Source organism: Streptomyces sp. P17, from assembly GCF_032436805.1.
Lineage (GTDB): Bacteria > Actinomycetota > Actinomycetes > Streptomycetales > Streptomycetaceae > Streptomyces.
The window spans coordinates 47,309-61,236 of sequence record NZ_JAVRBF010000053.1 but is presented as its reverse complement, the minus strand read 5'-3'; the positions used below and the strand labels follow the sequence as shown (position 1 = coordinate 61,236).

Here is a 13,928-nt window from a genome sequence, read left to right as displayed (position 1 = left end):
CCACCATCTTCGACCACCCCACCCCCCACGCCCTCACCGACCACCTCCTCACCCAACTCACCCCCAACACAGCCGACATGGCGCAGAGCGCGACGGCGCGGACGGTGGAGCGGATCCTGTCGGCGCTCGATGGCGTCAAGAGCATGCTGACCTCCGTCCCGGCCGCCGACGTCGCGGCCACCCGTATCCCGGCGCAGCTGCACGCCCTGCTGGTGGAGTTGGACGAGGCGGACGCGGCGGCCGAAGGGTCGGACGTCGCCGGTCAGTTGGAGTCCGCGTCGGCTGAGGAGCTCTTCGAGTTCATCGACAGCGAACTGTGAGGAGGACGACGCCATGGCATCTGCGCACCAGTCGGAGTCGGGTCTGCCCATCGAGCCGGTGTACGGGCCGGACGCGCTGCGGAGTTGGGATCCCGCCGACAAGCTCGGCGAGCCCGGCGCGTTTCCGTACACGCGGGGCGTGTATCCGTCGATGTACACCGGGCGGCCGTGGACGATGCGGCAGTACGCGGGTTTCGGTACGGCGGTGGAGTCGAACGCCCGGTACAAGCAGCTGATCGCGAGCGGTACGACGGGGTTGTCGGTGGCCTTCGATCTGCCCACGCAGATGGGGTACGACTCCGACGCGCCGATCGCGCACGGCGAGGTCGGCAAGGTCGGGGTGGCGATCGACTCCATCGACGACATGCGGATCCTGTTCGGCGGCATTCCGCTGGACAAGGTCTCCACGTCGATGACGATCAACGCCCCGTCCGCCGTGCTCCTGCTCCTCTACCAGCTCGTGGCGGAGGAGCAGGGGGTCCAGGCGGACCAGCTTTCCGGCACGATCCAGAACGACGTGCTCAAGGAGTACGTCGCGCGCGGGACGTACATCTTCCCGCCCAAGCCGTCGCTGCGGCTGATCGCGGACATCTTCAAGTACTGCAAGGCGCAGCTGCCCAGGTGGAACACCATCTCGATCTCGGGTTACCACATGGCTGAGGCGGGAGCCTCGCCCGCGCAGGAGATTGCCTTCACTCTGGCCAACGCGGTCGAGTACGTGCGTACCGCTCTCGCCGCGGGCATGGACGTGGACGACTTCGCACCCCGGCTGTCGTTCTTCTTCGTCGCCCGTACGACGATCCTGGAGGAGGTCGCCAAGTTCCGTGCCGCGCGCCGCATCTGGGCACGGGTGATGCGCGACGAGTTCGGCGCGAAGAACCCGAAGTCGATGATGCTGCGCTTCCACACGCAGACGGCCGGTGTGCAACTGACCGCCCAGCAGCCCGAGGTGAACCTGGTCCGGGTGGCGGTGCAAGGGCTGGCCGCCGTGCTGGGCGGCACGCAGTCGCTGCACACCAACAGCTTCGACGAGGCCATCGCGCTGCCCACGCAGAAGTCCGCCCGCCTGGCCCTGCGCACGCAGCAGGTGCTGGCCTACGAGACGGACGTGACCGCGACCGTCGATCCCTTCGCCGGCTCCTACGTCATCGAGAGGATGACCGGCGACATGGAGAAAGCGATCGTGGAACTGATGGCCAAGGTCGAGAAGACGGGCGGGGCGGTGGCCGCCATCGAACGCGGCCTCCAGAAGGACGAGATCGAGCACAACGCCTACCGCATCGCCCAGGAGACGGACTCCGGGCAGCGTGTCGTGGTCGGGGTCAATCGCTTCCAACTCGACGCGGAGGAGCCGTACGAGCCCCTCCGAGTCGACCCCGCCATCGAGGTGCAGCAGGCGGAACGCATCGCCAAGCTGCGGGCCTGGCGGGTCGGCGAGACCGTGGACGCGGCGCTGACCGATCTGCGCAAGGCGGCCGAGGGCGAGGACAACGTCCTCTATCCCATGAAGGAGGCGCTGCGCGTGGGCTCCACGGTCGGCGAGGTCTGTGACGTGCTGCGCGAGGCCTGGGGGGTGTACAGCCCGGCCGTCCGGTGACGGCCGAAGCCGTCGCGACTACCCGATTGCCGGATTCTCACACCTTTCCATGTGACTTGCCCCCTGCCCGGAGCCCTTTCTACGGTTGCAGGCATGGGACACGACATCGTCCGCCTCCACCATGTCGGTCACATCGTGGAGGACATGGCGCAGGCGATCACTCTGTACGAGCGGTTGGGCTTCCGCGTGCCGCCGCCCAGTTGCCCGGCGATCCCGCGGCACGAGGGCGGCGAGCCCGAGCCGTTCGGCACCGGCAACACCCACGCCGACTTCCCCCACTCCTTCCTGGAGCTGGTGGCCTGGATACAGGACGGGGCGACCGACCGGCTGCCGGACGACACGCGGATCGTGCCGCTGCAGGCACCGGCGGAGGTGCTGCCCGAACTGGTGGAACGGATCCGCGAGACGAGCGCGAATGTGGCCGAGCGGCTGGAGGCTTTCCAGGGCCTGCACATCCTCATGTTCTCCTCCCCCGACATTCGCTCCGCCGCCGCGCGCCTGTCGGACGCCGGGGTGCGCCATGGCGGGGTGAACACGGTCCGGCGCCCCTCGGACACCTCGGACGGCGTGACCACGGTGCGCTATCTCGAGATCGACGACGCCCCCGACGCCGGGCCGGGTGCGGTCACCGAGGGCCGGGTCGGTGTCGTCGCCGAGCTGGATCCGGACATTCAGCGGGCAGGACTCCTGGACCACCCCAACGGCGCCGTCGACCTCGTCGACTGCGTGCTCTGTGTCGCCGACACCGAGCTGGTGGCGACGGAGCGGCGCTACGAGGCCCGTCTGGGGCGGACGGCACGCCAGGACGGACCGGCTCGGGTCTTCGAACTCGACGACGCCGCCCTGGCCCTCGTACCGGCCTCCCGTCTCGACGAACTCCTGCCGGGCGAACGGCCCGCCGCCCTGCCGGCGTTCGTCGCCTGCACTGTCGCCGTGCGCGATCTCGACCGCACCGAGGCCCTGCTGCGGCGCAACGGACTGCCCGTGCGCACGACCCCGTCCGGCGACCTCTTCGTACCGGCCGAGGCCGCCCTCGGCGCCGCCATCGCCTTCCGTCAGGCCGGAATCGGGGACACAGCTCGCACATGACGACCAGCCCGGTCCGACCGGAGCACGCCCGGGACGCCCAGCCCGTGACCTTCCCCGCCGCAAGGCCGTCTCTGCCGACAGCGACCCGGAAGCGGTCGCACCGTGCCAACTTCGGCACCAGCGACCGAGCGCCGGACGGCCGAGGACAAGGCAACCGCTGAGATCCGCATCATGGTCGAGGAGCTGATCCCGCGCCTCGTCGGCATCCGCCTCGTCGGCGATGTCCCGCGCATCCGCTCCAACTTCGTCAACGGCATCAAGATGCTCCGGGCCGAGGTCACCCTCGCCTGGACAACGCCGGGTGCGGAGCCGGGCGGAGGCGTGTCTCATCCCACCGCGTGCGGCCGTCGAAGGCCTCGGAGACCGTCCGGGCGCGTGTCGCCGCAGGTGAGGACGGAGTCGGCTGCCCGGCGGCCTTGCCGGATCGGCGCCATCTCTCCCAGCGGCGATCCCGAGCGGGCTGGATAGTCGGCCCGGATGCTCTCACCTGGCAGAGCCGACCAGAGCCGCGCTCGGCCTACTGCGCACACGTGACCTTCACCGCCGCAAGGTCGATACTGCCGACAGCAGTGCTCCAGCCGCCACGCGTCCGACACGCCACCGCTGCCTGACAACCCATCAACAACTCCAGCGTCAGTACCGCCAGAACCCTCTCCGACCTTCAAAAACACAGTCGCGAGCCCATGTACCAGTCTCACTCGGAGGTACCCATGAGGATGCTCATCAACGTCCCGGAGACCGTCGTCGCGGACGCGCTGCGCGGTGTCGCGCTCGCCCATCCCGAACTGGCCGTGGACATCGAGAACCGGGTGATCGTACGGCGGGACGCGCCCGTGGCCGGAAAGGTCGCCCTCGTCTCCGGCGGCGGTTCGGGGCACGAGCCGCTGCACGGGGGGTTCGTGGGGCGCGGGATGCTGTCGGCGGCCTGCCCGGGCGAGGTGTTCACCTCTCCGGTGCCGGACCAGATGGTGCGCGCCGCGGCTGCCGTGGACAGCGGGGCGGGCGTGCTGTTCATCGTGAAGAACTACACCGGCGACGTCCTCAACTTCGACATGGCGGCCGAACTCGCCGAGGACGAGGGCATCCAGGTGGCGAAGGTCCTCGTCGACGACGACGTGGCCGTCACCGACAGTCTGTACACCGCCGGGCGGCGCGGTACCGGCGCGACGCTGTTCGTGGAGAAGATCGCGGGCGCGGCGGCCGAGGAGGGCATGCCGCTGGAGCGGGTGCAGGCGATCGCCCGTCAGGTCAACGAGAACGCCCGCAGCTTCGGCGTGGCGCTGAGTGCCTGCACCACGCCCGCCAAGGGCAGCCCGACGTTCGATCTGCCCTCCGGCGAGTTGGAGCTCGGCATCGGCATCCACGGCGAACCCGGCCGTGAGCGACGGCCGATGATGACCTCGGGTGAGATCGCCGACTTCGCGGTGAACGCGATCCTGGAGGACATGCCCCCGCGCAATCCCGTGCTGGTCCTGGTCAACGGCATGGGCGCGACCCCGCTGCTGGAGCTGTACGGCTTCAACGCCGAGGTCCAGCGGGTGCTCGCCGAGCGCGGGGTCGTCGTCGCCCGCACTCTCGTCGGCAATTACGTCACGTCCCTCGACATGGCCGGCGGCTCGGTCACCCTGTGCCAGATCGACGAGGAGCTGCTGAGGCTGTGGGACGCGCCGGTGAAGACGGCCGGGCTGCGCTGGGGCCTGTGAGCGGGCGGCGCCCGGGTGTCAACGTACCTACCACGCAAGGAGATTCCGTGCTCGACGCCGACTTCTTCCGCCGTTGGATGACCGCGACCGCCGCGTCCGTCGAACATGAGGCGGAACGGCTCACCGCCCTCGACTCGCCGATCGGCGACGCCGACCACGGCAGCAATCTGCTGCGCGGCTTCCGCGCCGTGACCGTGGCCCTGGACAAGGAGTCCCCGGACACCCCCGGCGCGATTCTCACCCTCGCCGGACGGCAGCTGATCTCGACGGTGGGCGGTGCCTCGGGTCCGCTGTACGGGACGTTGCTGCGGCGTACCGGCAAGGCGCTCGGGGAGGCCGCCGAGGTCGACGAGGCGCAGTTCGCGGAGGCGTTCCGTACCGGGGTCGACGCGGTGATGACGCTCGGGGGTGCCGCGCCGGGCGACAAGACCATGATCGACGCCTTGGTGCCCGCGGTGGACGCGCTCGGTGACGGTTTCGCCGGGGCGCGGGCCGCCGCCGAGGAGGGGGCGCTCGCGACGACGCCGCTCCAGGCGCGCAAGGGGCGGGCGAGCTATCTCGGCGAGCGCAGCATCGGGCACCAGGACCCGGGGGCCACCTCGTCGGCCCTGCTGATCGCGGCTCTGGCGGAGGCGAACGGTGAGTGACGACAAGCTGGTCGGGATCGTCCTGGTGTCGCACAGCGCGGAGGTGGCGGCGTCGGTCGCCGAGCTGGCGAAGCGCCTTGCGGGCGGCGGGACTTCGGTGCCGGTGGCCCCGGCGGGCGGCACCGAGGGCGGCGGCCTCGGCACCAGTTCCGAACTGATCGCCGCGGCGGCCGCGGCCGTGGACCGGGGCGCCGGGGTGGCCGTCCTCACCGACCTCGGCAGCGCGGTCCTGACGGTCAAGGCGCTCCTCGCCGAAGGCGACGAACTCCCCAGCGACACGCGCCTGGTGGACGCGCCGTTCGTCGAGGGCGCGGTGGCCGCGGTCGTCACGGCGTCCACCGGCGCCGACCTCGCGGCGGTGCAGGCGGCGGCGGAGGAGGCGTACACCTACCGCAAGATCTGATCAGGCAAGCCCCTGCGCCGCGACGGCGAGGGCCGAGCGCATGGTCGCCACCAGCTCGGCCTCCGCCCTCGCGGCGTAGTGCTCGACGGCCGCGCGCAGGGCCGTGTGGAACATCGCGGCCTGGATCGTGGGCCGCAGGTCGTCGGGCAGCGCGGCGGGCGCCGCGTACACGGCCTCCAAGCACGGCATGGTCGGTCTGACGAAGAATCTCGCGGTGATGTACCGGGGGCAGGACATCCGCGCCAACGCCACCGCGCCCGGCGGCACCCGGACCGGCATCGTCGTCGACGCCGAGCAGGGCGCCCACGGTCCCACGGCGCTCGGCCCGCACTTCGTGAACGTCGGCCGGCTCGCCCAGCCCGAGGAGCAGGCCGCGGCCATCGTGTTCCTCGCGTCGGACGCGGCGAGCAACATCAACGGCGTGGTGCTGCCCGTGGACGACGGCTGGTCGGCGGTCTGACGGCCGGTGTCACCGGGCGCGCACGAACTTGCGCGCCAGCCGCTCCCCCACCGTGACAGCGCCCTCGCGGTCCTCGATCGGCTCCACCCGTGTGTCCTTGAAGACGATGTAGGTGACGCCGGAGTCGGTGCCGCCGCCGCGCGGGTCGGGGTGGATGCCGAGGGCCTGGGCGGCGGCGTAGGAGGCCTCGCCGATGATGTCCCGCGGACCCACGTCGCCGACGACCGCGTAGCGCACCCGGTCCCGGTACACGAGGGCGACCACCGAACCGCCGCGGATGCCGTGGTCCCGGTAGTCCCAGACGGGGCTCGGGGCGGGCACGACGACGTACGGGAGGCGTTCGGCGTCCAGGTAGCGGCCGTCGGACTGCGTGAAGGCGGTGGCGTCGCCGAAGTAGGGGTCGGTACGGCCGTTGCAGCGGCGGCCGGGGCGTCCGTCGCAGTCGATGTCCATATCGGCCTTCCAGAAGACGGCGTCCCGGGTGCCGCAGACCGGGACGGTCGCGGACCCGCCGTCGTCGGTGCGGTAGCGCCCGCGGGAGATCTGGGCGCATGTGCGCGCCTTGGCCAGCAGATCGGCGGCACGGACCTCACCCTGGGGCCGCACCGCCGGCCGCTTCTCGGCCTGCGGTACGGCGGCGGGCAGCGTGGTCGGGGCAAGCAGGGCCGCGCTTGCCGCAACCAGCATCAGCGACTGGACACGCACGATAAGAGCCTCTCCGAGGGGGCACTGACGGACACTCAGCCCAATGTGGCGCCTGGTCGATCATGCAGCCACCGTTCGGGGGCCAGACGGGGGTGCATCAGCGAGGCCTTCGCCACTGCGGCCTCGAAGTTCCGGCAGCGGCCGGGAGTCTGAGCCTGTGTCGGCTCGGCCTCCCGGCCGCACACGGCCGGCGCGGGATCAGCGACGACAGCGGTCCGCGCCACCGGCATGAACTCCCGAGCCCTCATGGGGAGTTCAGCCGTGAGGGGGTCAGCATACGTAACCCGCGCGCACACTCACCAACGACGCCCTCTTGATGTGATCGCGTCAGCCGCGTCATATTGGTCCGGACCATTGCCGTGGGGTCCCGCTCCCGGCACCGTCCCCGGGGAGGCTCAGTCGTGCGACGCGTTCCCGTTCCCGCCCGCCCGCACCGACTCGCCGTGTTCTGCGGCGCGCTCGCCCTGGTCGCCTCCTGCGGCTGGCAGGGCCAGGCCGACGAGGGCCCGCTGCCCGGCGCGCCGAGGGGCGTCACGGCCGAGGCGGGCAGCGCGACCAGCGTGCATGTGATGTGGAACGCGGTGGCGGCGAGCCAAGGCATCGACGGTTACGAGGTGTATCGCGGCACCACGAAGGTCAAGGAGGTGCCGGGTGACGAGCACATGGTGGATGTCCCCAGGCTCCGCCCGTCGACGACGTACTCCTTCACCGTGCGGGCCCGCGACACCGACGGCCGCGTCGGGCCGCCGAGCGAGCAGGTCCGCGCGACGACTGCCGCCGCGGGCGCCACGGACCGCGCCGCGCCGACCGCGCCGGGCGCGGTGGAAGGACGTGTGGTGGGCAGCCGGGCCGTCCAGCTGTCCTGGTCCGCGGCGAAGGACGACCGGGGTGTGGCGTCGTACGACATCCATCAGGGCGGTACGAAGATCCACAGTGTGAGCGGGAACCAGACCGCGACCGTGGTGACGGGACTGCGCCCGGGCACCCGCTACACCTTCACGGTCCGCGCCCGCGACGCCGCCGACAACGCCTCACCGGCCAGCACGCCGGTACGCCTGACCACCCCGGGCACCGACGAAGGCCGCGGCACCGCACCGTCCGGCTTCCGCGCCACCACCCACCGCGGTGACGCGGACGGGGCCTACTACATCGACCTGAGCTGGGTCCCGCCGCGCACGGACGGGGTCGTCACGGAGTATCAGGTGCACCTCGACGGGAAGGCCGCCACGTCCGTGGTGTTCGCCGGGGACGCGCCGCGCGAGAAGGCCACCTACAGCTTCTACGCGGGCAGCGAGGCGGGGGTGAGCCATCGGGTGCGGCTCCGGGCGCGGCTGCCCGACGGGACCTGGGGCGGATTCTCGGCGGAGCGGACGGTGACGACCGGCGAAACGGAACGGTGACACAGCCCCTCGCATGGGCCGGACGATGGAATCCGTCACCTGCCCGGGGGCCGTCCGCATGCGCGGCGGGCCAAGGGGACGTTGGCTGCCCCTGAGGCAGCACGGGCGTTCCCCGACCCTCGGCGGCGCAAGGGATGTACCGCCAACCGTGCCGCCGGAGGGCAGTCCACATGCGCAACTCATCGCCACTTCTCCGCTCCGGGCTGACCGTGGCGGCCGCCGCCGCGCTTCCGCTCGTCCTGACCGCCCCGACGGCCTCCGCGCAGTCCGGGATCTCGGTGAGCACCAGCGGCAACACCGTCTCGGTCACCACCAGTGCCTGCAACCAGACCGACTCCGCCGGCAGCTGGGGCACCGCCTCACTGCTCACCAGCAGCCAGACGAACTTCGCCCAGGGCCGCCAGGTGGCGCTGTCGGGCACGACCAGCCAGCAGTCCGCCGCCTGGTCGGGCGTCAGCCCGGGCACCTACACCGTCATCGTGCAGTGCGCGTTCAACAGCCAGACCGCGGGCACCCAGGCCGTGGTCGTCTCCGCGGCCTCCACGCCCACCATCTCCGCGACGGCCTCGCCCTCACGCGGTGTCATGGGCGGTCTGGGCGGCGCCGCCAAGGACTACGGCACGCTGACGCTCGCGGCGGGCGGAAGCCTGCTCGTGATGGGCGCCGGGGCCACGGTCTGGTTCCTGCGCCGCCGTGCGAAGCCGTACCGGCTCTGACGCGGGCGGGCATGCCACCCGCCGCTGATCGGCTCTCGACCCCGAAAGGCGTGCCAGGGAGACTGGCTGATCTCAGGCCGCACACAAGGGAGTCGTGATGCAGGTAGCCGTGGTCACGTTCGACGGGTTCAACGAACTCGACAGCTTCATCGCCTCCGCGCTGATCAACCGGTGCCGCAAGGACGGACTGGAAGCCTTCATCACGACGCCGACGCCAGTGGTCACGTCGATGAACGGCGTCGAGGTGACCGGGCAGCGCCCGATGGAGTTCGTGACCGAGGCCGCGGTCGTGCTGATCGGCAGCGGGGTGAAGACGCGGGACGTGGTCGCCGACGACCGGCTGATCTCCCGGCTGCCGCTCGACCCCGCGCGGCAGTTGATCGGTGCGCAGTGCTCCGGCGCGCTGGTGCTCGCCCGGCTGGGGCTGCTGAACGGCATGCCGGCATGCACGGACATCAAGAGCCGGCCCTTCGTCGAGGCGTGCGACGTCACCGTGCTGGACGCGCCGTTCCACGCCGAGGGCAACATCGCCACGGCCGGCGGCTGCCTGGCGTCCCAGTACCTCGCGACCTGGGTCATCACGCGGATGCTCGGCGAGGACGCCGCGCGTGACGTCCTCGACTACGTGGCTCCGGTCGGTGAGAACGAGGAGACGGTCGAGCGCGCCCTGCGCGCCGTCCACGTGGGCGAGTCCGCGCTGCGCTGACCTACTGGGCCTCAGCGCCGGAAGACGGCAGCTCGGCGAACTCCTCCAGCGCGTGTGCGAGCCACCGCGTCCAGAAGGTCTCCAGATCGATGCCCGCCCGCAGCACCAGATGGCGCAGCCGGTCCTCGGGGCCGTCCTTGCCGGGCGGGAAGTCGCGCTGCTCGATCTCCTCGTACTCGGCCAGCTGCCGCCGGTGCAGGTCGAGATGGCGGCGCAGATCGGCCTCGATGCCCTCGGTACCGACCACGGCCGCCGCGCGCAGCCGCAGCAGCAGCGTGTCCCGGTGCGGCTTGGGCTCCTGGGAGGCGGCGCTCCAGCGGGCCAGTTCGGCCCGGCCCGCGGGCAGGACCTCGTAGCTCTTCTTCTGACCGCGCGCCGGCTGCTCGGACGCGAGCGCGCGGATCAGCCCTTCTGCCTCCAGTTTTCCCAGCTCGCGATAGATCTGCTGATGCGTCGCCGACCAGAAGTAGCCGATCGACTTGTCGAAGCGACGAGTCAGCTCCAGCCCCGAGGACGGCTTTTCGAGCAGGGCGGTGAGGATCGCGTGCGGGAGTGACATGACGTCATCCTAGGGACGCCCCCTACAGGGCGGCCGCGACCTCCGTGCCCTGCTTGATGGCGCGCTTGGCGTCGAGTTCCGCGGCCACGTCGGCGCCGCCGATCAGGTGCGCGCTGCGCCCTGCGGCCACCAGCTCCTCGTACAGGCCGCGGCGCGGCTCCTGGCCGGTGCACAGGACGATCGTGTCGACCTCCAGGACCGTGCTCTCCTCGCCCATGGTGACGTGCAGCCCGGCGTCGTCGATCCGGTCGTAGCGCACGCCCGGGACCATGGTGACGCCCCGGTGCTTGAGCTCGGCGCGGTGGATCCAGCCGGTGGTCTTGCCGAGTCCCGCGCCGACCTTGGTGGGCTTGCGCTGGAGCAGATGGACGGTGCGCGGCGGGGCGGGCCGCTCGGGGGCCGCCAGACCGCCGGGGCCCTCGTAGGACATGTCGACGCCCCACTGGCGGAAGTACGTCTCGGGGTCCTCGCTGGCCTTGTCGCCGCCGTCGGTGAGGAACTCGGCGACGTCGAAGCCGATGCCGCCGGCGCCGAGGATCGCGACGCGGTCGCCGACGGGCGCCTTGTCGCGCAGCACCTCGAGGTAGCCGACGACGCTCGGGTGGTCGACGCCGGGGATGTCGGGGGTGCGCGGGGTGACGCCGGTGGCGACGACGACCTCGTCGTAGCCCGAGAGGTCCTGGACCGTCACCCAGGTGTTCAGCCGGATCTCCACGCCGTGCGCGGCGAGCTGGTGGCGGAAGTAGCGCAGGGTCTCGTCGAACTCCTGCTTGCCGGGGACCTGGCGGGCGACGTTGAGCTGGCCGCCGATCTCGCTCGCGGCGTCGAACAGCGTGACGTCGTGGCCGCGTTCGGCGGCCAACACCGCGCAGGACAGGCCCGCCGGGCCGGCGCCGACGACCGCGACGCGCTTGCGCAGCCGGGTCGGGGACAGGATCAGCTCCGTCTCGTGGCAGGCGCGCGGGTTGACCAGACAGGAGGTGATCTTGCCGCTGAAGGTGTGGTCGAGGCAGGCCTGGTTGCAGCCGATGCAGGTGTTGATGGCCTCGGGACGGCCCTCGGCGGCCTTGTTCACGAAGTCGGGGTCGGCGAGCATCGGGCGGGCCATCGAGACCATGTCCGCGTACCCCTCGGCGAGCAACTCCTCGGCGAGCTCGGGGGTGTTGATGCGGTTGGTGGTCACCAGCGGGAGGGACACCTCGCCCATGAGCCGTTTGGTGACCCAGGTGTAGGCGCCGCGCGGCACCGAGGTGGCGATGGTGGGGATCCGGGCCTCGTGCCAGCCGATACCGGTGTTGATGATGGTGGCTCCGGCCGTCTCCACGGCCTTCGCGAGGGTGATCACCTCGTCGAGCGTGGAGCCGCCGGGGACCAGGTCCAGCATGGACAGCCGGTAGACGATGATGAAGTCCTCGCCGACGGCCTCGCGCACCCGGCGCACGATCTCGACCGGGAAGCGCATGCGGTTCTCGTACGAGCCGCCCCAGCGGTCGGTGCGGTGGTTGGTCTGGGCGGCGATGAACTCGTTGATGAGGTAGCCCTCGGAGCCCATGATCTCGACGCCGTCGTAGCCGGCCTGCTTCGCGAGCCGGGCGGTGCGGGCGTAGTCCTCGATGGTCCGCTCGATGTCGGCGTCGGTGAGCTCGCGCGGCGGGAAGGGGCTGATCGGGGCCTGGAGCGGGCTCGGCGCGACCAGGTCCTGGTGGTAGGCGTACCGGCCGAAGTGCAGGATCTGCATCGCGATCCGGCCGCCCTCGCGGTGCACGGCCTCGGTGATGACCCGGTGCTGCTCGGCCTCCGCCTCGGTGGTGAGCTTGGCGCCGCCCGGGTAGGGGCGGGCCTCGTCGTTGGGGGCGATACCGCCGGTGACGATGAGACCGACCCCGCCGCGGGCGCGCTCGGCGTAGAACGCCGCCATGCGCTCGAACCCGTTCTCGGCCTCCTCCAGTCCTATGTGCATCGACCCCATGAGGACGCGGTTGGGCAGCGTGGTGAAGCCCAGGTCGAGCGGGTTCAGCAGGTGCGGGTAACGGCTCATCGGGCCCCTCCGTGCGCGGTGTCGTCCTCCCTGTTGTAGAGGACCGCACCCGGTTTATGCAACTAGTTGCACAAAAGGAGAGACCCAGGTCACCGGCTTTCGAGACGGACGTGCAGCTCACGCTCCTGGTCACCGGACGCCATGCTGAGGTCGTGCACCGTGAACAGGTCGTGCAGGGTCGTGCGGAAGCGGTCGATCGCCCAGTAGCCACCCTGCACATCGGCCTCGACGGACGCGGACAGCCGGCCGCTGGGGTGAGCACCGGGGTGCGGCTCGGAGACGTCGAACGTGCCCAGCCACACCGTCGGCCGGGTCTCGTGCCACTCCTGGGGTACGTCGTCGGAGCACCGGTCCGAGTCGAAACACGCACACAGGGTGTCGAACACGATCCGGGCATCCTCCTTGCTGCATCCGCTGATCTCCACGGAGACGGATTCCGGGTGCAGTCGCTCACTGGCCATCGTTGTCGCTCCTCTCAGGGCGGCGCCGCGTCACGGCGCCGGGTTCCCCCGCGAGACCGTGTCGCACTCCCAGAAAACCACTACATTCCGGGATGTACAGCCCCGCGGCCCCACAGCCCCGAGAGGAGCGACACCGACTCAGCTGCGCGTGAGGCGATAGGTCTTGCTGTCGGTGAGGATGCAAAAGCCCGGCGACAGGACGATCACCCGCAGAGTGCCGGTCCGGCGGTCGTAATCGACGCCCTCCGTTTCGAAGGAGCCCGAGCAGCCGCTGCGCAGCGGAAGCTGACGCAGAGCGGTGACATGGCCCGTGACGTCGGAGCTGCCCGGCTGGGCGGACAGGTCGATCTGGAGCAGCGGCTTGGTCATGCCGAAGAGGGTGCCGTCCGGGTCGTCCGACGAGCAGAGCAGCGTGGTCGGGCCCGAGAAGTCGCAGCCCTGTACATCCCGTACGGCGTGGTCCAGACGGACGGTGGAGGTCTGTGGGAGGTTCGCCGACGGGGACGTGCTCGGGTTGACGCCCGGGGTCGGGAAGACCAGCAGGCGGTTCATGGTGCCCCACTCCCCCGCCAGCATCCACTGGCCGCCGGGCGCGACGGCGACCCAGGAGTTGTTGAGCGCCTCGCCGCTGCTGAGCGTGTGCACGTACTCCGACCAGGCACCGCCCGGCGCCTGCACGCGGAACATCTTCGCGGTGCCGGAGTCGGCCTGGTAGGGCTCGATGTAGTAGCCGTCGTAGGAGGCGTCCGGGTCGCCGACGTGGTTCCAGCCCCGGCTGCTCACGCTCGCCGGGATGGTGCCGATGCCGGTGTAGCGGTTGGGGCTGTTCGCCGGAACCTCCACCGAGGTCAGGCCCTGGCTCTCGGTCAGCGGGTCGGCGCGGTCGGAGCCGGCCTCGGTCCAGGTGTCGGCGGCGAAGGCGGGCGGGGCGGTGGACAGGACGGCGGCACTGGCGAGGGCGACGAGGCCGGTCAGGAGGGCATGACAACGTTGCCGGGCACGCAGGGGCATGGGCCGACTCCTCAGTGGGGGGTGGGGTGCGGGTGCTCGGCGGACAGTCTGGCGTGACGCGATGGTCATGTACAGACCAACAGAGAAACGACAGTGGTCGTCTTCGTTGCGCT

The 13,928-nt window shown here is 71.0% G+C and carries 15 protein-coding genes and 2 pseudogenes; 11 read left to right on the top strand and 6 right to left on the bottom strand.

All coding sequences use genetic code 11. From position 1 onward, the window contains the following. The 7 genes and pseudogenes from RMT89_RS29785 to RMT89_RS29755 all read left to right on the top strand — a co-directional run. The coding region (locus tag RMT89_RS29785) for a hypothetical protein (protein ID WP_315886868.1) at positions 1-320 on the top strand (320 nt) is incomplete at its 5' end. Between the two features lie 13 nt (positions 321-333). Further along, the gene (locus tag RMT89_RS29780) at positions 334-1,917 is read left to right on the top strand and encodes a methylmalonyl-CoA mutase family protein (protein ID WP_315886867.1); all 1,584 of its coding nucleotides are present in this window, start codon (positions 334-336) and stop codon (positions 1,915-1,917) included. A gap of 93 nt (positions 1,918-2,010) precedes the next feature. Next, entirely contained in the window at positions 2,011-3,006 is a 996-nt protein-coding gene (locus RMT89_RS29775; RefSeq protein WP_315886866.1) for a VOC family protein, read from the top strand. A gap of 150 nt (positions 3,007-3,156) precedes the next feature. After that, positions 3,157-3,294 (top strand): annotated as a pseudogene (locus RMT89_RS29770) (cytochrome P450); the annotation flags it as partial. 422 nt (positions 3,295-3,716) lie between these two features. Next, entirely contained in the window at positions 3,717-4,709 is a 993-nt protein-coding gene (gene dhaK, locus RMT89_RS29765) for a dihydroxyacetone kinase subunit DhaK (RefSeq protein ID WP_315886865.1), read from the top strand. A gap of 47 nt (positions 4,710-4,756) precedes the next feature. After that, positions 4,757-5,356, top strand: a complete 600-nt coding sequence (gene dhaL, locus RMT89_RS29760; protein WP_315886864.1) for a dihydroxyacetone kinase subunit DhaL — start codon at positions 4,757-4,759, stop codon at positions 5,354-5,356. After that, positions 5,349-5,759: a PTS fructose transporter subunit IIA gene (locus RMT89_RS29755; protein ID WP_315886863.1), complete on the top strand. Its 411-nt coding sequence runs from the start codon at positions 5,349-5,351 to the stop codon at positions 5,757-5,759. Before dhaL ends, RMT89_RS29755 begins: the two co-directional genes overlap by 8 nt. On the opposite strand, the gene RMT89_RS29750 is transcribed toward RMT89_RS29755, so the two are convergent. Next, entirely contained in the window at positions 5,760-5,939 is a 180-nt protein-coding gene (locus RMT89_RS29750) for a hypothetical protein (RefSeq protein WP_315886875.1), read from the bottom strand. It lies immediately after the preceding gene. On the opposite strand from RMT89_RS29750, the pseudogene RMT89_RS29745 reads away from it, so the two are divergent. Further along, positions 5,905-6,219, top strand: a pseudogene (locus RMT89_RS29745) (SDR family oxidoreductase); the annotation flags it as partial. The gene RMT89_RS29750 and the pseudogene RMT89_RS29745 overlap by 35 nt on opposite strands. Before the next feature lie 9 nt (positions 6,220-6,228). Here RMT89_RS29745 and RMT89_RS29740 read toward each other — a convergent pair. Then, on the bottom strand, positions 6,229-6,924 hold the full coding sequence (locus tag RMT89_RS29740; RefSeq protein ID WP_315886862.1) for a glycoside hydrolase family 75 protein: 696 nt from the start codon (positions 6,922-6,924) through the stop codon (positions 6,229-6,231). Positions 6,925-7,325: 401 nt separating this feature from the next. Here RMT89_RS29740 and RMT89_RS29735 point away from each other — a divergent pair, with 401 nt between their 5' ends. From RMT89_RS29735 to RMT89_RS29725, 3 genes are all read left to right on the top strand, one after another. Continuing rightward, positions 7,326-8,324 carry a fibronectin type III domain-containing protein gene (locus RMT89_RS29735; protein ID WP_315886861.1) on the top strand — a complete coding sequence of 333 codons (999 nt, stop codon included), beginning with the start codon at positions 7,326-7,328 and terminating at the stop codon, positions 8,322-8,324. 170 nt (positions 8,325-8,494) lie between these two features. Continuing rightward, positions 8,495-9,040 (top strand): hypothetical protein, encoded by a 546-nt coding sequence (locus RMT89_RS29730; RefSeq protein ID WP_315886860.1) that lies wholly within the window; start codon positions 8,495-8,497, stop codon positions 9,038-9,040. A 97-nt stretch (positions 9,041-9,137) separates the two neighbouring features. Beyond that, the gene (locus tag RMT89_RS29725) at positions 9,138-9,746 is read left to right on the top strand and encodes a DJ-1/PfpI family protein (RefSeq protein WP_315886859.1); all 609 of its coding nucleotides are present in this window, start codon (positions 9,138-9,140) and stop codon (positions 9,744-9,746) included. Between the two features lies 1 nt (position 9,747). Here RMT89_RS29725 and RMT89_RS29720 read toward each other — a convergent pair whose 3' ends face one another. The 4 genes from RMT89_RS29720 to RMT89_RS29705 form a co-directional block, all read right to left on the bottom strand. Further along, positions 9,748-10,305 (bottom strand): PadR family transcriptional regulator, encoded by a 558-nt coding sequence (locus tag RMT89_RS29720; protein ID WP_315886858.1) that lies wholly within the window; start codon positions 10,303-10,305, stop codon positions 9,748-9,750. A 22-nt stretch (positions 10,306-10,327) separates the two neighbouring features. After that, a complete protein-coding gene (locus RMT89_RS29715; RefSeq protein ID WP_315886857.1) occupies positions 10,328-12,343 on the bottom strand; it encodes an NADPH-dependent 2,4-dienoyl-CoA reductase in 2,016 nt (671 codons plus the stop codon). 89 nt (positions 12,344-12,432) lie between these two features. Next, positions 12,433-12,804, bottom strand: a complete 372-nt coding sequence (locus tag RMT89_RS29710; RefSeq protein ID WP_315886856.1) for a hypothetical protein — start codon at positions 12,802-12,804, stop codon at positions 12,433-12,435. A 138-nt stretch (positions 12,805-12,942) separates the two neighbouring features. Next, positions 12,943-13,815 (bottom strand): hypothetical protein, encoded by an 873-nt coding sequence (locus tag RMT89_RS29705; protein ID WP_315886855.1) that lies wholly within the window; start codon positions 13,813-13,815, stop codon positions 12,943-12,945. Between the last annotated feature and the right edge of the window lie 113 nt (positions 13,816-13,928).